Genomic DNA, 17752 nt, shown 5'->3' with positions numbered 1-17752 from the left:
AAGACCTTCTTCAAGCCGGGATCTGCAAAATTTCCCGCCAATCGCAATTTCGTCAATCGCGGCATTCTGTTGTGCCGTGCAGGAACGAAGCATCTGAAATGTCGTAAGGTCTGCCTCGATACCACGATGGGCTGAAATAAACTCCCGCAGGAGAGGAACCTCTGGAGTATCGGGTTCAGACCCCAGTGAAAGCGTTTTTAACTCTCTTTTTTTCTTCATGAAAACCTGTGTTACCAGAAGATGCACCTGCGCAAGAGCCGGCAAGATGCGCAAGACCCTTCAGGATATGAGAGATAAGAGATCCCTGTCCTCAGTATATTTTATAGAATTATCTTCAAAAATGTACCTGATGAATAGCCGCCCGCTTCTTGTTACCTGTGGCCTTCCTTATACCAACGGGCCATGCCATCTCGGCCATCTCCGGACATATGTACCTGCGGATTTTTACGTGCGGTTCATGCGGCGAAAAGGGGAAGAGGTGGTATTTATCTGCGGCTCAGACAATCACGGAACACCAATCGTTGTCAGTGCAGAGAAGGAAGGGACGACACCACGGCAGATATCTGAGCGATATCACGCACATTTTTCTGATACCTTCAAAAAAATGCAGGTAAACTTCGATCACTTCGGAATGACCGATGATCCGACCACTCATGCACGGACAAAACATCTTGTGGGACGACTCATTGAGCGTGGGTATGTATACCCAAAGATCATTCAGCAGGCGTACTGTACAAAATGTGAAAAGTTCCTCCCGGACCGGTACCTTGAAGGAGTCTGCCCTCATTGTAAAAAGCCGGCCAGAGGAGATGAATGTGACCAGGGATGCGGAAAACATCTTGAGCCAGGAGAGATTCTTGAGCCGACCTGTAAGATTTGCGGGAGTCGTGCAGAGTACCGTGAACAGGAGCATTTCTTCTTCCGTCTCAGTGGCTTTCAGGACTGGCTCAGGGAATATCTGGAGAACCTCAAAGGGACTGACAATGCCATTAATTATGCCCTGGGTTGGGTGAATGAGGATCTTCATGACTGGTGCATCACCCGGACTCTTGAATGGGGAGTAAAATTCCCTGGTCATGAAGAACTCGTTGTCTATGTCTGGGTTGATGCCCCGATTGGGTATATCGGATTTACCGAGGAATGGGCAGAGAAGAACGGGAAAGACTGGAAAGAGTACTGGTGTGGTGAGACCACACGGGTGACTCATTTTATCGGGCAGGATATCACGTATCATCACTGCGTCTTCTGGCCTGCCATGCTCCATGGTGCAGGGTATGGAACGCCATATGCAGTGGTTGCTTCAGGGATGCTCAAGATTGATGATCACAAATTCTCTAAGTCACGGGGATATGTTGTCTGGACAAATGAGGACTATCTTGATCAGGGGCTTCCTGCGGATTATCTCCGGTACTATCTCCTCTCCTATACCAGCCATACCAAAGAGATGAACTTCTCCTGGCAGCTCTTCCAGGAACGCATCAATAATGAAGTAGTCAACAATCTTGGGAATTTTATCTATCGCACTTTGCACCTCTCTCACAAACAGTTCGGCGGCGTCCCGGAGGGTGAGGTGGAACAGGAGATATTTGACCGGATATATGAGGCCATCGGACTGGTAACAAACCTTGTTGAGGCGTATGACTTTAAAGGTGCTGTCGATGCAATCCTGACCCTCTCCGCCTGGGGCAATACATATATTCAGAGTAAAGAGCCCTGGAAACTTGCAAAGACTGATCCAGCAGCAATGGCGCAGGTCATGAGAAACTGCCTTCAGCTTGCAAAGGCCCTCACGCTCCTTATCGAGCCGGTCATGCCTGAGCGGGCAGCCCTCATCTGGAGTCAGCTCGGACAGGACAGCCTCATAGCCAATAATGAATTTATCGCAGGGCTTTCTCCCCTGACACCGGGCCCACTTCCAGCACCATCGATTGTGTTCTCAAAAATTGATGATAAAAAGACGGCTGAGCTGGAGAAACGACTCCGTGACCGGATAGATGCCCTTGATGCAGAGAAGAAACCAAAAACACCACAGATTACGATTGAGGAATTTGCCAAAGTTGAGATGAGGACTGGTAGGATCATCGCAGCTGAGCCGGTTCCAAAATCGAATAAACTGCTGAAACTGCAGGTACGCATTGGAGATGAAGTCAGGCAGATTGTGAGTGGTATTGCCCAGTTCCATACCCCGGATGATCTCGTCGGCAAGGATGTCGTCGTCTGTACAAATTTAAAACCTGCAAAAATATTTGGTATTGAAAGTAACGGGATGATCCTGGCCGCGGGAGATACGGCATCGCTCCTCAGACCGGAAACCCCGGTTCCATCCGGTACAAAGATCCGGTAATACTCCATTATTTATTTTTATTCGATGATAGTGCACGTGCTATTGCCTGTTTAACATCAGGATCGGTCTCATGTAAAAGAGCAGATTCCAGATGAGGGAGAGCATCAGCATTCCCTAACCGGCTTAATCCTTCTGCTGCAATTCTCCGGGTGTAGGAGTGATCATCAGAGAGCATCCTGATAAGAACCGGAACAATCCTCGGATCCTCCATCCGTGCGAGAGACTTTGCAGCCATGTACCGGACATGATCCTTTTCGTCAGTTGTGCACTGCATAAGCGGCTCAACTGCAGCGGTATCCCCGATTCCTCCAAGTGCTTCAACAGCCCGGTACCGAATAACCCAGTCCTTGTCGTGAAGTAATCCGAGTAATGCAGGGATAGCAGCTGTTCCTATGGTAATGAGGGTCGCAGAAGCACGGGCACGGACTTCCTTTTCAGGACTATGGAGATCCGCAAGTGCAGATTCCAGCGTAAGGGAACACATGAAAAAAAGATTGGTTGTGATCACAGAAAAGAGAAATGATTGGGTATTTCCCCCCATCCATGAAGGCTGCCCCTATTACCCAATCCTTCTCAATATTTAAGCCGGTGCCGGTGTTGGTGGCACTAGAGAGGTCGATGAGTATTCATGGGTTTGTGCAAGGTCAAACAGTCCACGAGCCACCGTTCTCTGACGATCAGTTATCTTTGTGGTCAGGTTTGCATCGTAATAGTTGCCATTGTAGGTCTCAAAGTCTGTATTCATATAGACCTCTGCAGCTCCGACCGCCAGGGTATTGTTCGCGTTGGTTCCAAGACCCTGAGCGTCAAATCCATACCGCAGGTTCACTGGTACCGTAGAACTCTCAGATATTGCCCGGCCACCCACTGTTGTTACTGCAGCAACCTCCTGCACATTCATCGCACTTCCGGCTTCCACCGTTCCTTTGAACGCTGCTCCGTTCCCTCCGCCTCCGCTTGCAAAGACACAACGCCCGACTTCATTGCCGTTTGTTGCTGCGCCAAGCGACGTGATGGTTGATCCCTCATCCCAGAGCATGGTTCCACTCTGACTCTGATCTGCCTGGTAATTCACCGTATGCCGGGCATACAGATTATCCCTGCCATCAGAGACATTGGAACCGTCCATATTGTACTCTTTGGTGTACCTGGTCGTCCCACTGGCTGCAAGAGTATTCTCACGGTAGGTAAAAATAGCCCGTGTCTCATCCGGTGTCAGTGTATTGTTCGCAAGGTCTCCCCCAGGAAGGTTTGTCTGCTGCCACTCCATGTCATGATCGACCAGCAGTGTACCAATACAGGTTGCATCAATGGTAGTAGTAATACCGGTCTTATCATATAATGCGGAAGTAGGTCTGACAGCGGATGCCCACCCGGTCGAAAGAACCAGGATTATCATAAGCACAATGCTTACTCGCCTCAGTTTACAGGCATTCATATCAATCAACCCCATCAAAATCTGACCACATATGTAGTCAAACTGGTCACGAAAATTTCGTCGGTGATACATATATACCTTGTCAATTTTTCGCGACGAAAATTGAACAATTTGCCTGATATCCAGAAAAATAAATATAAAAAAAATGATTTAATCGAGTGATGAAAATTGGGGGGAGAATTAGGCAAGGTAATCCGCGGGCTTAGGCAGCTCTTCCTTGAGTCCCTTGCGCTTTCTGATCTGCATCACAATTTCCTTTGCAGATCCAGCCGGAACAACTTCAAAACCTGCAAACTCACTGTTCCACATGGCACGACCTTCAGTTGCGGAGCGGACATCCCCCGCAAACCCGAAGAGCTCTGCAACCGGTGCCTTTCCAATGACCGTGATGGTATCTCCTTCACTGGTCATATCAAAGACCTGGCCACGCCGGCTCTGAATCTGTGAGGTTGCACTTCCCATGTGATCCTGGGGCACGGTGATGTGGAGCTTCTGCATCGGTTCAAGCAGAGAATCTCCTGCAAGAAGCATTCCACCCTTGATAGCACTCCTGACAGCCGGGATAACCTGGGCTGGACCACGGTGGATTGCATCCTCATGAAGCTTGACATCAACCAGCTTGATGAGCATGTTCTGGACCGGCTCATCTGCAAGCGGACCGCCGTCGAGTGCTTCATGAATACCTTCGATGATAAGTTCCATCGTTTCGTTCAGGTACTGAATACCCTTGGTCATGTCAAGGAAAAGATTGGTTCCATAGATGTCCTTGACATTCTTGGCTTCTTCCTTGTCAAAGCCTGCCTTGATCATCACATCACGGCGTTCAAGGGCATCCTGGTTCATGGAGATCTCATGATTCTTGATCATCTCGACAACATGCTCCGGGAGTGGGTGAAGGGTAAAGTAGAACCGGTTGTGACGGTTTGGAGATTTTCCTTCGACCGGCTCGGTGAGTTCCTGGGTGATGGTCTCACGGTACACCACGATCGGTTCAGAGGTGATAATCTCAACACCCTTGTCACGCTTGATACGTCCGGTGATGATCTCAAGGTGCAGCTCTCCCATACCGGAGATCAGGTGTTCACCAGTCTCTTCGTTGATATTGACACGAAGTGTTGGATCTTCCTTCGCCACCTGACGGAGCACATCGACCAGCTTGGGCAGATCCTTCATATTCTTCGCTTCGACCGCGACGGTAACGACCGGTTCGGAGTAATGTTCAAGAGATTCAAATGGAGTCATCTCCATTAGGCTTGAAACAGTAGAACCGACAATAGCATCCTTCAGACCCGTTACTGCGGCAATGTTTCCGGCATAGAGTTCCGGAACCTCAACACGGGTCGGACCCATAAAGATACCAACCTGCTGGAGGCGGTTAACCTTCTTGGCAGTTCCCATAACATACATTTCATTGCCACGGCTGAGCTTTCCTGAGAACAGACGGCCGGTAGCAACTTCTCCTGCATGTGGATCAAAGGAGATATCCGTCACCATCAGACAACTGGGTGCATTCGGATCACAGGATATCATACCCTTTCCTTCCGGACTGTTGATATCACCATGCCAGATCACCCCAATACGGCGTGGTTGTGCTTCCTTCGGGTTTGGCAGGTGTGATACCACCATATCAAGGACTACTTCACAGAGCGGGCTCTTCTTTGCAAGTGCCTTCATTTCACCGCTCTTACAGTACTGATACACGTCTTTAAAGGAGATGCCGGACTTTTTCATATATGGAACAGAAATCGCCCAGTTATACAATGCTGACCCAAATGCCACCGTTCCTGCGGCGGCATCAAGTTTCCAGCCATTATTGTACATCTCCTCGTTCATGCCCCTGATCAGCTTGTTGACCTTGTCAATGACCTTGCCAAGGCGGATCTGCATCTCCATCTCGTCGACCTGCAGTTCGTTGATCAGCCGGTCTACCTTGTTGATAAACAATACCGGCTTGACACGCTCTTTGAGCGCCTGGCGCAGAACCGTCTCGGTCTGTGGCATGGTGCCTTCAACTGCATCGACAAGGACAACTGCCCCGTCGACTGCACGCATGGCACGGGTAACGTCACCACCAAAATCAACGTGACCAGGGGTGTCGATCATATTGATGAGGTATTCTTTCCCCTCATACTCGTGGACCATTGAGACGTTTGATGCATCAATAGTGATACCACGTGCCTGTTCTTCCTCATCTGAGTCCATCCAGCAGGCTTTTCCTGCCAGATCTTCACTGATGATACCCGCACCTGCCAGGAGGTTGTCAGAAAGGGTGGTCTTACCGTGATCGATATGTGCAACGATACCGATATTTCTGATACACTCCGGCTGGTTCATGAGCTGCATGACGCGCTCTACCGTTTTCTTCCCTCGGCTCATATTTCACCTGCAATTTTTTAAAAAACAGAAATGGGATAGTTATTTACCGTGCAGACTTTGCAACACGTTCCCGTTCTTCACGCTTTGCGACAGAGTAACACTTTACATCCCCATTGGCAGCTGCGATGAGTTCCTCTGCGAGGGCATTTGCAACGGGTTTTTTCTTTTTATGGGAGGCTGCATAGACACCGGCAGCAATTAAACCGACTGCCGTATTGACCCGGCGCATGGGGGCGGTATCGACAGACTTTGGCACATTGATACCACCATATTTGAGACGGACCGTCTCTTCCCTGGGTCCGGCATTTGCGACTGCATCACACAGCACCTCGATCGGGTTTTTCTTGGTCTTCTGGTGGACAATCTCAAATGCATCCCGGACAATACGGATGGCCAGCTGCTTCTTTCCGGTGTTTGCTTCAGTACGCATCAGCTGATTGATCAGCCGCTCGACGATGAGCATATTTGCCTTATGAAATTCCTGACGGGTAAGTCGTCCGCAGGAATGGGGCACAATCATCGAGTTCAGGTTGACGTACCGCGCGATACCCGGGTCACGGATGGTGACCTCACTTGTGTCCCAGCGGTTAAAGAGGAGACGTGCCGGGGCAGATGCTTCTTCACTCATCACGATCACCTGCGTGGCTTCTCCTTCCTGCCTATCACCAGTTCATGAAGACAGACGTTATTCACCTTTGTGACAACATACCGGACACCAGGAATGTCACCCATTGAACGTCCGAGACGACCGCCAATACCTTCGATTTCCACTTCGTCGTGTTCATCAATGAAGTTGATGGCACCATCACCAACTGCAAACGCAGAAACCTGACGCCCGTTCTTGATCAACTGAACACGGACACATTTCCGGATTGCAGAGTTTGGCTGCTTTGCCTCAACACCGATCTTTTCAAGGACGATACCTCTTCCCTGGGGCGCGCCCTCAAGGGGATCGGACTTCAGTTTCAGACCACCTGCTTTTCTTGCAAAATGCGGGTCACTCCAGCGAAATCTCGCTGAGTCACGCTTTAATTTACGTGCTGCAAATTTACCCTGTCCCATTACATCACTCTGATAATCTTCGATAATTCCGCCATACAGCGGCGAATGAGAATCCAAATGCTCGACGATTCCAGTATAAAATGTCGGCTTTGAAACCTGTCTGTATACGTTGACACTTATGCAATATAATAGTTGTATTCACGCCTAACCTGATCTCATGCAGATCAGACTTTACAAAGAGGTCTCATTTGATGCCAGTCACCGGCTGCTTCACTACCGGGGGAAGTGTCACAATCTTCACGGCCACCGGTGGAGGGTGGAAGTGTGGCTCTCAGGTTTCACTGATGAGGAGACAAATATTCTGGTTGATTATAATGAGATCCGCGAGATCGTGGATCATTATGATCATGAGATCATCCTTAATGAGGCAGATCCGATGGTCTCCCGTATCCAGGAGTTTCATGACGTCATCACCACCCCCGGCGATCCGACCAGCGAACTTCTGGCACGACTTATCAGGGATGCAATAGAACTGCGATACAAAGACACCGGTAGAGACATCACCGTTGATATGATCAGAGTATGGGAATCCCCGACCGGCTGTGCAGAGTTAAGGCATGAAGATCGCTGAACTATTCACGTCACTCCAGGGTGAAGGACTCACCTCAGGATACCCGACAATCTTTGTCCGTCTGGCCGGATGTAATCTCTCGTGTTCCTACTGTGATACTCCGGCGGGAAGACAGGAAGGGGAGGAAATGAGTGTTGATGATGTCATACAACGGGTCCTTGCAGAAAAACCATCCTGTGTCTGTATTACTGGAGGTGAACCGCTTTTGCAGAAGAAGGATGTTGCAGAGATATCCAGCCGGCTCATCAATGCTGGAAAGAGAGTAATCATCGAAACAAATGGAACGATCCCTTTTGACGGACTGCCTGAAGAAGTCTCGATCTGCATGGATGTAAAGTGCCCGTCATCAGGAGAAACAAGTGATATCACCCTGCTCTCATCTCTTAAACCCATTGATTCGGTAAAATTTGTGGTAGGAACAGATGAGGATCTCAATTACACCAAAGAAATCATAACGACCCATCCTACGAGGGCGGAGATATTCATATCACCGGTATATGGGACTGATTATCAACACATTGCAACATATATTCTCTCTCACAACCTTCCGGCACGAATGCAGCTTCAGTTACACAAATTCATAGGATTGCCCTGATATGAAAGCAGTATGTCTCCTGTCAGGCGGAATGGACTCATCCACACTCGCCTACCTTGCAAAGCATGACGGTTATGATATCCTTGCCCTCCACTTTACCTATGGGCAGCGAACCGAAGAAAAGGAGCGGGAATGCGCAAAACGGATTGCCCGTCACCTCAATGCCTTGGAGTTTCTTGAAGTGGACCTTGCGTATCTGAAAGCGGTTGGCGCATCAAGTCTGACTGATCCGGCTATGCGGATAAAGCCACACACAGAGGCAGGAGAAGGAATCCCGGATACCTATGTTCCGTTCCGGAATGCGAACCTTCTTTCGGTTGCCACAAGTTTTGCAGAGGCACGACGGGCTGATGCTATTTACATAGGAGTCCAGGCATCAGACTACTCAGGATATCCTGACTGCAGACCTGAATTCATCGACGCGTTCCAGAAGGTCATCACGCTTGGAACACGGCCGGATAGCGGGATAACCCTGAAGACGCCATTTGTGCGGCTTAATAAGGCGGAGATTCTGAAGATTGGAATGGAACTGAGGGTTCCGTATGAGGATACCTGGTCCTGTTATGCAGAGAACGAGGTTGCATGCGGGATCTGTGGATCATGCCATTTCAGACTGGAAGCATTCAGATCAATCGGGATGCAGGATCCCATTCCCTACCGGTAATCATGGAGATCTATCGGGGCCGCAGGCTTTGGGTTGAAAAGCGGGGATGTATCCTGCCGGACGGGCGTGAGAAAGAGGCGGTCGTCGTCCACCCGGGAGATGCTGTCGTAATCCTCCCGAGGGACGGAGAGAATTTTCTCCTTATCAGGCAATGGAGAGCCCCAATCGGCACATATATCTATGAAGCACCTGCCGGGACCATGGAAGTGGGTGAGGATCCAATGCAGACAGCAAAGCGGGAACTTATCGAGGAGACGGGTATGGCCGCAGGGTCAGTGAAGGCCTTAGGATACATCTATACTACGCCTGGATTTACCGATGAACGACTCTGGCTCTTTGAGGCGACAGGTCTTGTCCCATCAAGCGAGCATGCACCTGATGATGATGAGATCATAGAACCAGTCCGGTTTACTGCATCACAGATCAGGAAGATGATTCGGACCGGAGAGATTGTGGATGCAAAGACAATCTGTATCTTTTACCGGTGGATGGATGAGTCAGCGCATGATTAATCCATTCGTTCTTCTGCTCATGCTTGGAATCTGTATGATAAGTGCAGGCTGTGTCAATACTGAAAGTGAGCATACGTCCGCCGCTTTCTGGAACCTGTCACCTGATGGCAGTATCGGATTTTCTATCCCGCAGAGTACGACATGGGAACAGATTTTGGAAAAGGAAGAGAATCTGACCACAACCGACCTGACATTCAAGGGATTTGCCGGGGATGTTCATGCAATACTGGTCAGTCCGCATGATCCGGTTGCATTCCTTGTCTGGGCCCCTGGTGCAAATAACCCTGCTGCAGGGTATGCGGAATACATGAAATATTATCCCCCGCACGGAGTCGGAGTTCTTGTCATGGATGTCAGAGGAAACGGGGGTCTGACTCCCGGTTATCCGATGAATATTGAGAAAGACGCTGAACTCTTTGTGCAGGGATCATGGCCGCAGTACTATCTGAACGGCGTGGATATGATAACGGCAAGAAGATATCTGCAGGATAAGTATCCGGGCATTCCGATCTATGCAGCCGGTGATTCGAACGGTGGTCGGTATGCAGCATTCGCCGCCGGAGTAGATCCGGGGTTTGCCGGATATATCGGTATCTCGACCTCAGGATTTCATCGGATGGGAGAGAACTACCAGTCTCCCCTGCGGGAATTTCTCCTTAGTATCGATCCTGACATACAGGTTGGAAAGATACCCCCCCGGCCGATCATGCTGTTTCATGCCCCAAATGATACAATAATCCCCTTTTCTGAAGGGCAAAAGCTCGCACAATCAGCAGGGCAGGGAGCGGTATTCATCCCATTCAATGGGACACACGGAGTAAACCGGGAGGTCGATGATATCATCATCACCCGGCTAACTTCAGGTCTGAATTGACCACACAGAACGGTGAACCTTAAGTCAGGCTCAGATCAATATATACCAGCTTACTGTAGGATTGTCTCATGAGCGAAGCGGTTGAACTGGACGAAGCAAGACGGAAATATGAATTTAAAAAGATGCTTGAGCGTCTGGAGGCAAAGGAAGGGAGTGGAACGGAACTTATCTCTCTCTATATTCCTCCTGACAAACAGATCTTTGATGTAACCGCCCAGCTCAGGGATGAGTTTGGCCAGTGTTCAAATATTAAGTCAAAGCAGACCAGGACCAATGTCCAGAGTGCAATTTCCAGCATTCTCTCCAGGCTTAAATATTATTCAAAGCCCCCGGAGAATGGGATTGCAATCTTTTGTGGTACAGTAAACAAACACGGGGACCGGCAGGATCTTGAGTGTGATATTGTAAATCCGCCAGAGCCACTCAATCTCTATCTGTACCGGTGCAGCTCCCGGTTTGAACTGGAGCCGCTCCGTGAGATGCTTGAAGAGAAGTATGTCTATGGCCTGCTCGTAATAGACCGTCGTGAGGCATACTGGGGATTTCTCAGGGGGAACAGGATTGACCCGGTCGGGGGCACTACCTCGACCGTTCCTGGCAAACAGCGCAAAGGTGGACAGTCAAGTATACGGTTCGAGCGTCTCCGTCTCATCGCCATTAACGAGTTCTATAAGAAAGTCGGTGAACGTGCCAGTGAGATATTCCTGAATGAAAAGGATTTTTTCAACCGGTTTAAAGGGCTCCTGATCGGCGGGCCGTCCCCGACCAAGGAGGAGTTCGAAGAGGGGAACTTCCTCCACCATGAGGTTCAGAAGCGTATTATCGGCCTTTTTGATGTTGCGTATACAAATGAGAGCGGTCTTTCTGAACTGGTCGAAGCAGCAGAGGAGGCTTTGAAAGGTCAGGAAGTCATCGAAGAGAAACATCTCATGGACCGGTTTTTTAAGGAACTTGTCAAGGATAACGGACTTGCTGCATATGGTGAACCGTCAATCCGGGCAAATCTTGAGATCGGCGCGGTAGATACCCTGCTCCTCTCAGATAAATTGAGAAAAAACCGCCTGTCCATCAGATGTGATGCCTGTGGATATGCTGAAGAGAAGACGGTCCTTATCAAACCTGGAGAAAACCCGGAGGACATAGATCTTGGGAATTGTCCAAAATGTACCTCACCCCTCGTGCTTGCCGACTCAGCAGATATCGTAGATGAACTTACGTATCTTGCCGATCAGTCAAACAGCAAGGTTGCGATTATATCTGACGACTTTGAAGAAGGATCGCAGTTATTTACGGCATTTGGCGGAATCGCCGCTATTCTCAGATACAGGACCGGATACTGATGTACCTTACCACATGTGATGCAATTGCTGCAATTCTCAGGCAGCATACAGGAAAAGAAGATGTGATGCTCACAGACGGCGGAGACCATGCCGATGTCGCATCAACCATTGCGTTCTCTCTTGCAAAAGAACAGAAAAAATCTCCCGCAGTTATCGCACAGGAGATTGCCGGGGCAATCAGTGGCCGCATTATGGCAGAAACCGGGGCGGAAACCCGTGCTGTCGGGCCATATATCAACTTCATCTTCGGTGCTGATTACTGCGCAGAGGTCCTCAGGCAGGCGGTCTGCGACGGATATGGAAAGGGGACAGAAAAACATGAACGGGTGGTGCTGGAACATACATCCGCAAATCCAAATGGTCCGCTCCATGTGGGGCATATCAGAAATACCATCATCGGCGATACCCTGTCACGATGCTTTCGAAAAGCCGGGTATCCCCTTGAAGTCCAGTACTATGTCAATGACATGGGCAGGCAGATTGCCATTGTTGCATGGGGAATTGCAACTCAGGGGGCTGATATCCATGCAGAAGGAAAAGGCGACCACCTGATTGCCGAGGTATACATCGAGGCAAATCGCCATCTTGAGAGGGATCCGGCCCTGAACGCGGAGATAGACCGGCTCATGCAGCTGGTGGAGTCAGGTGATCCTGCAACTATCAGCCAGTTTAAAATTCCGGTAAAACGGTGTCTTGACGGGTTTAAGGAGACACTTGCCGCTATGCATGTGAAACATGACCGGTTTGTCCATGAGAGTGATTTTATCCGGAATGGCGATACTGCAAAGGTTCTCTCACGAATATCCCACCTCCCTGAGGCACGGATTGATGATACACTCTCCCTTGACCTCTCGGCATATGGGTTTGAGAAGAAGTACATCCTCAGACGATCTGATGGAACCAGTGTCTACGCCGCGCGTGACATTGCCTTTCACATCTGGAAGGGCCATAACTTTGACCGGGTAATCGATGTTCTGGGTGCTGATCACAAACTTATCGGAACCCAGCTTCAGGCAACGCTTGAGATCCTGGGCGAGCGTGTCCCTGAGATCGTATTCTTTGAGTTTGTCTCTCTTCCTGAAGGGTCCATGAGTACGAGGAAAGGAAAATTCATCTCTGCTGATGAGCTGATCGCAGAGACGGAACGACGGGCAATGGAAGAGGTGACCGCACGACGGGCTGAACTCCCCGAAGAGGAACGCAAACAAATTGCCCACTCAGTTGCAATTTCTGCAATCAGGTACGATATCATCAGGACTATTCCTGAAAAGAGCACCGTTTTTGACTGGAAAGAGGCACTTGACTTTGAAAAGCAGAGTGGGCCCTATATCCAGTACGCCCATGCCCGTGCATGCAGTATTCTTGAGAAGGCCGGGTCATTTACGCCGTGCTTTGAGGTGGAGGGTGACGGAGAGGTGGCCCTTGCAAAGCAGATCGCATTATTTCCAAAAGTCATACATGATGTTGTTACCGAACTAAAACCGCATCTTCTCGCCATATATGCCCGTGAACTTGCCGATATCTTCAACTCGTTCTATCATGCGGAACCGGTGCTCAGGGCTGAAGGAAAAATACGGGACCGGCGTCTCACCCTCGTTGATGCGACACGAAACACGCTCAAAGAAGCACTGGAAACCTTGGGGATTGATGCACTCCGGGCAATGTGATCCGTCAAAGCTTGCCCTTCGCGGGATGGGATACCAGTTTTTCCATCCTGAATCATCAGCAGCGCTCAAACCCTGTCTCTGGTGCAAGCGATCTCTGTCCGGTGGCGACCAGTGTTACAAAAACCAGTTTTACGGCATAACCAGTCACCGGTGTGTGCAGCTTACTCCGACCCTCCGGTGTAACCATACCTGTCTCTTCTGCTGGCGCTCATTTGAGCATGAATACACCGGTGAGAAGGATCTCCCTCCTCAGGAGATCGTAACCCGGATTCCATTCCTCCAGAAAAAAGCCCTGGCTGGATACAAGGTCTCACCCAGGGTAACGCCCGAAAAATGGGAGGAGGCACTCCATCCTGATCAGTATGCAATCTCACTGGCAGGTGAACCAACCCTGTATCCACATCTTCCAGAATTGATTGATCTGCTTAATCAGACTGGAGGTACAACATTTCTCGTATCAAACGGCACGAATCCGGATGTATTGAGGCATTGTCACCCGTACCAGAAGTATATCTCCCTGACCGCTCCTGATCGGGAGATATATCTCCGGATTGCAAGGCCTCGTGAGGATTACTGGGATAAGATCATGGAGAGTATATCAGATCTCGGGCATGAGACTGAACAGGGCCATCGGACTGCTATCAGAATCACCCTTGTCAGGGGTATCAATGACCAGGATCCGGAAGGGTATGCACGAATTATCCAGGAGAGCGGGGCACAGTTTGTCGAGGTGAAGGCCTATATGCATGTCGGGTACAGCCAGCGGAGGCTTACGATCAGACATATGCCCCTTCATGATGAGATTGAAGCGTTTACCAGAAGGATGATACCTCATCTTTCATACAAAATTCGGGGTGAAAACACGCTTTCACGGGTTATCTGTTTGGAGCGAGATTCATGATATTTGACACTGAAGAATTTAAAAAACGAGGAAGAGAGGATTTTGAATCAGCATGGCATGCAGGACCGTCTGTTCTGACTCCTCCCACAACGGATCTGATCTATCCCCGCCTCACCTATCCGCGGGCACAGCCTCACCCGGTTTTTGAAACGATCCATCGGCTCCGGCAGGCATATCTTGCCATCGGGTTTCATGAAGCCGAGAATCCGATCATTGTCGATGAGCAGGAGGTGTACCGGCAGTTCGGGCCTGAGGCTATGGCAGTCCTTGACCGGGTTTTTTACCTTGGCGGGCTTCCGCGTCCGAATGTCGGGATCGGGAAAGAGCAGATCCAGAAGATACATACAATTCTTGGGCGGGATCTTTCTGAAGAGGAAGAAGAGTCGCTGAGAAAAACACTTCATGCCTATAAGAAATCAGAGATTGACGGCGATGAACTGGTTCATGAGCTCTCAGGGGTGCTCCACACTGATGACGCCAGGGTTGTTGAGATACTGGATCAGGTGTTTCCGGAATTTCGTGCATTAAAACCGGAATCATCAAGACAGACACTGCGGTCCCATATGACAAGCGGATGGTTTCAGACACTTGGTGCGATCTGGGAAAAAGTCCCCCATCCAATCAGGCTCTTTTCCATTGACCGGTGTTTCAGACGTGAGCAGGCTGAGGACTCACACCGTCTGATGAGTTATCATTCCGCCTCGTGTGTTGTTGCCGGTGAACTGGTGACAATTGAGGATGGAAAGGCGGTTGCACGTGCTCTTCTTTCGGCATTCGGCTATACAGACTTTGAATTCAGACCCGATGACAAGCGTTCCAAATATTATATGCCTGATACCCAGACCGAGGTCTATGCCGCACACCCGGATCACGGATGGGTTGAAGTGGCAACCTTTGGCATATACTCACCGGTCGCCCTTGCAGAGTATGGGGTTGGCATTCCGGTCATGAACCTTGGCCTTGGGGTTGAGCGGTTGGCAATGATCATGAACAAGGCAAAAGATGTTCGCGAGCTCTGTTTCCCTCAATTTTTCCCTATCCGGTACACCGATACTGAGCTTGCGGCCGGAGTTTCATTATTGGCAGAACCTGCCACGCTGCAGGGAAAGAATCTGGTCAGATCACTGATTGATACGGCGATCGCAAACAGTACTGCAACTGGTCCCTGTTCATTTGTCGCATATGAGGGAGAAGTGGCAGGCAAACAGGTCAGAGTATATGTAGAAGAGCCGGAAGAGAATGCAAAACTCCTTGGTCCTGCCTGCATGAATGAGATATTTGTATATAAGGGCGCCGTTCTTGGTATTCCTGATACAGAGAAGTTTGCAGAGGTTCGAAAAAGCGGAGTGCCGACAGGTATTTCATATCTCTTTGCTGCCGCTTCGAAGGCCGCAGCGGAGATAGAACAGGCGGCACATTTTGGTATCCCGACAACAGTTCAGATAAAAATGGCACGACTTCCGGGAGATATCAACCTGAAGATTGAACCGTGGGTCATGCGATACATCACTGATAACAATATCAAGACAGATGTCAGAGGGCCGGTATTTCTTACCATCAGATCTGAGATACTTCCTCCCGAAGAGGCATAAATAATCCTGCTATTCATATATTTTTAAAAATACCCTGATAATTATACAGTCTCATGGATATTTTTACTTTCATTTTTATTATCCGGATGAGACTAGGATCGGGGAGTTCTTCCACAATACTTATCTCTCCTGTGCACAATATTCAAACACTCAGGACACTTAGGTACTCCTGATCGAAACATCGGGAAAATATGCTTCTTTAGGGGATGAAATGATGGATGGGATTCGAATAATCAGGCCGGCGGTAATGCTGGCCGTTCTGCTCTGTCTGTTAATCATAACAGCAGGGGCAGTACCGCCGTTGCCAGCCGAATTTTATGGGAAAGTCACTGTTGATGGATCACCTGCCTCAATCGGGACTGCGCTGGTTGCTAAGATCAATGATCAAGTCAGAGGAAAACTTGCACTTACCACTGCCGGGCAGTATGGTGGGACCGGCATTTTTGACGATAAGCTTGTTGTTGCAGCAACAGAGGATGACGTAAAATCCGGGTCGGCGACCATCTCCTTTTTCATAGGAGATAAGAAAGCAGACCAGACTGTTCCGTTTGAACCTGGTGTTGCAAAACAACTTGACCTTACAGTAGGAAATTTCGGGGCTGACTTTACTGCAACGCCAACATCAGGACCGGCACCTCTGACTGTGCAGTTTACCGATACGTCCACAACAGAATGGTCTACATGGACCTGGGATTTTGGCGACGGAGGAACATCAGTTATTAAAAACCCAAGTCATGTGTATGAGACAGCTGGAACCTATACTGTAAAGATGACCGTAGGTTCCATGAGCGGATCGACAACCGTCACCAAGGACAATTACATCACCGTCACCCAGGCTGGAGGTATTGTGGCAAACTTCACCGCAACGCCAACATCCGGGACCGCTCCACTCACCGTCCAGTTCACCGATACCTCTACCGGAAACCCGACCATGTGGGCATGGGACTTTGGAGACGGTACAACTGAAGGAATGCTTGCAAACCCCTCACACACATACCAGAATCCGGGAACATACACCGTAAAACTGACCGCCAGCTCGGCAACCGGGGGATCCAGTACCAAGATAAAAGAAGGGTACATCACCGTACGTCCATCAGGATCAGGGCCGAAAGCCGCATTCACAGTTGACAAGCGGACCGGTCCAAAACCTCTGACCGTCCAATTCACTGACCAGTCCACCGGCGGGCCGACTATGTGGGCATGGGACTTCGGTGACGGCGGAACGTCCATGATCGCATCTCCCTCATACACATATAAGGAGGCCGGAGTATACACCGTCAGTCTGACAGCATCCAATACGGCCGGTTCTGACACAAAGACTGAAAAGGACTACATATCAGTGACCGGAGATATTCCCCCGCCGGTGGCAATGTTTGAAGGCACACCACTCTCAGGATCTGCTCCACTCACCGTCCAGTTCACCGACCTTTCAATCGGACCACCAACCTCCTATGCGTGGGACTTTGGAGACGGCGGAAATTCAACCGAGGCAAATCCAAGCCATGTGTATACCACTGCGGGCACGTATACCGTAAAACTCACGGTCAGAAACAGTGGCGGATCTCATACCATGACCCGTGAGAATTACATTACCGTTGGGGGATCAGGCATTATTGCAGACTTCTCCGCAAGCCCGACCTCCGGGACAGCTCCTCTCACCGTCCAGTTCACCGATCTCTCAACCGGAAACCCGACCATGTGGGCATGGGACTTTGGTGACGGCGGAACAGCCATGGTTGCATCACCATCATACACATACCAGAATCCAGGAACCTACACCGTGAAACTGACCGCGTCATCACAGACCGGGGGAACC

At 49.8% G+C, this 17752-nt stretch carries 16 protein-coding genes and 1 pseudogene; 11 read left to right on the top strand and 6 right to left on the bottom strand.

Annotated elements, in window-relative coordinates; all coding sequences use genetic code 11:
• Positions 1–219, bottom strand: a pseudogene (locus PLA23_RS02745) (hypothetical protein); the annotation flags it as partial.
• Between the two features lie 130 nt (positions 220–349).
• Between PLA23_RS02745 and metG the strand changes: the two are divergent.
• Entirely contained in the window at positions 350–2344 is a 1995-nt protein-coding gene (gene metG, locus PLA23_RS02740; RefSeq protein ID WP_324328327.1) for a methionine--tRNA ligase, read from the top strand.
• A 7-nt stretch (positions 2345–2351) separates the two neighbouring features.
• Here the strand turns inward: metG and PLA23_RS02735 are convergent, their stop codons facing one another.
• The 5 genes from PLA23_RS02735 to PLA23_RS02715 form a co-directional block, all read right to left on the bottom strand.
• Positions 2352–2828 carry a HEAT repeat domain-containing protein gene (locus tag PLA23_RS02735; protein ID WP_324328329.1) on the bottom strand — a complete coding sequence of 159 codons (477 nt, stop codon included), beginning with the start codon at positions 2826–2828 and terminating at the stop codon, positions 2352–2354.
• A gap of 96 nt (positions 2829–2924) precedes the next feature.
• On the bottom strand, positions 2925–3797 hold the full coding sequence (locus tag PLA23_RS02730; protein ID WP_324473910.1) for a hypothetical protein: 873 nt from the start codon (positions 3795–3797) through the stop codon (positions 2925–2927).
• A 165-nt stretch (positions 3798–3962) separates the two neighbouring features.
• Positions 3963–6158, bottom strand: coding sequence for an elongation factor EF-2 (locus tag PLA23_RS02725; protein WP_324473909.1), 2196 nt, complete (start codon positions 6156–6158; stop codon positions 3963–3965).
• Positions 6159–6201: 43 nt separating this feature from the next.
• Positions 6202–6786, bottom strand: a complete 585-nt coding sequence (locus tag PLA23_RS02720) for a 30S ribosomal protein S7 (RefSeq protein ID WP_324328333.1) — start codon at positions 6784–6786, stop codon at positions 6202–6204.
• A gap of 5 nt (positions 6787–6791) precedes the next feature.
• Entirely contained in the window at positions 6792–7220 is a 429-nt protein-coding gene (locus PLA23_RS02715; RefSeq protein WP_324328339.1) for a 30S ribosomal protein S12, read from the bottom strand.
• Between the two features lie 157 nt (positions 7221–7377).
• On the opposite strand from PLA23_RS02715, the gene PLA23_RS02710 reads away from it, so the two are divergent.
• From PLA23_RS02710 to PLA23_RS02665, 10 genes are all read left to right on the top strand, one after another.
• Entirely contained in the window at positions 7378–7791 is a 414-nt protein-coding gene (locus PLA23_RS02710) for a 6-carboxytetrahydropterin synthase (RefSeq protein WP_324328335.1), read from the top strand.
• On the top strand, positions 7778–8386 hold the full coding sequence (locus PLA23_RS02705; protein WP_324473907.1) for a 7-carboxy-7-deazaguanine synthase QueE: 609 nt from the start codon (positions 7778–7780) through the stop codon (positions 8384–8386). Before PLA23_RS02710 ends, PLA23_RS02705 begins: the two co-directional genes overlap by 14 nt.
• 1 nt (position 8387) lies before the next feature.
• Positions 8388–9050 carry a 7-cyano-7-deazaguanine synthase QueC gene (gene queC, locus PLA23_RS02700; protein ID WP_324330313.1) on the top strand — a complete coding sequence of 221 codons (663 nt, stop codon included), beginning with the start codon at positions 8388–8390 and terminating at the stop codon, positions 9048–9050.
• Positions 9051–9052: 2 nt separating this feature from the next.
• Entirely contained in the window at positions 9053–9562 is a 510-nt protein-coding gene (locus PLA23_RS02695; RefSeq protein ID WP_324473905.1) for an NUDIX hydrolase, read from the top strand.
• A complete protein-coding gene (locus PLA23_RS02690) occupies positions 9543–10436 on the top strand; it encodes an alpha/beta hydrolase family protein (RefSeq protein ID WP_324330309.1) in 894 nt (297 codons plus the stop codon). The genes PLA23_RS02695 and PLA23_RS02690 overlap by 20 nt, the downstream gene beginning before the upstream one ends.
• 68 nt (positions 10437–10504) lie before the next feature.
• The gene (gene prf1, locus PLA23_RS02685) at positions 10505–11776 is read left to right on the top strand and encodes a peptide chain release factor aRF-1 (protein WP_324330307.1); all 1272 of its coding nucleotides are present in this window, start codon (positions 10505–10507) and stop codon (positions 11774–11776) included.
• Positions 11776–13443 (top strand): arginine--tRNA ligase, encoded by a 1668-nt coding sequence (gene argS, locus PLA23_RS02680; protein WP_324330305.1) that lies wholly within the window; start codon positions 11776–11778, stop codon positions 13441–13443. The genes prf1 and argS overlap by 1 nt, the downstream gene beginning before the upstream one ends.
• The gene (gene twy1, locus PLA23_RS02675) at positions 13424–14344 is read left to right on the top strand and encodes a 4-demethylwyosine synthase TYW1 (protein ID WP_324473904.1); all 921 of its coding nucleotides are present in this window, start codon (positions 13424–13426) and stop codon (positions 14342–14344) included. Before argS ends, twy1 begins: the two co-directional genes overlap by 20 nt.
• Complete coding sequence (sepS, locus tag PLA23_RS02670) at positions 14341–15936, top strand: O-phosphoserine--tRNA ligase (protein WP_324330302.1); 1596 nt, start codon at positions 14341–14343, stop codon at positions 15934–15936. The genes twy1 and sepS overlap by 4 nt, the downstream gene beginning before the upstream one ends.
• 211 nt (positions 15937–16147) lie before the next feature.
• The coding region (locus PLA23_RS02665; RefSeq protein WP_324473902.1) for a PKD domain-containing protein at positions 16148–17752 on the top strand (1605 nt) is incomplete at its 3' end.

Origin of the sequence: Methanospirillum sp. (assembly GCF_035406105.1) — an archaeon.
Taxonomy (GTDB): domain Archaea; phylum Halobacteriota; class Methanomicrobia; order Methanomicrobiales; family Methanospirillaceae; genus Methanospirillum.
Note: the sequence above shows the minus strand (reverse complement) of the source record. Positions and strands in the feature narration are given on the sequence as shown.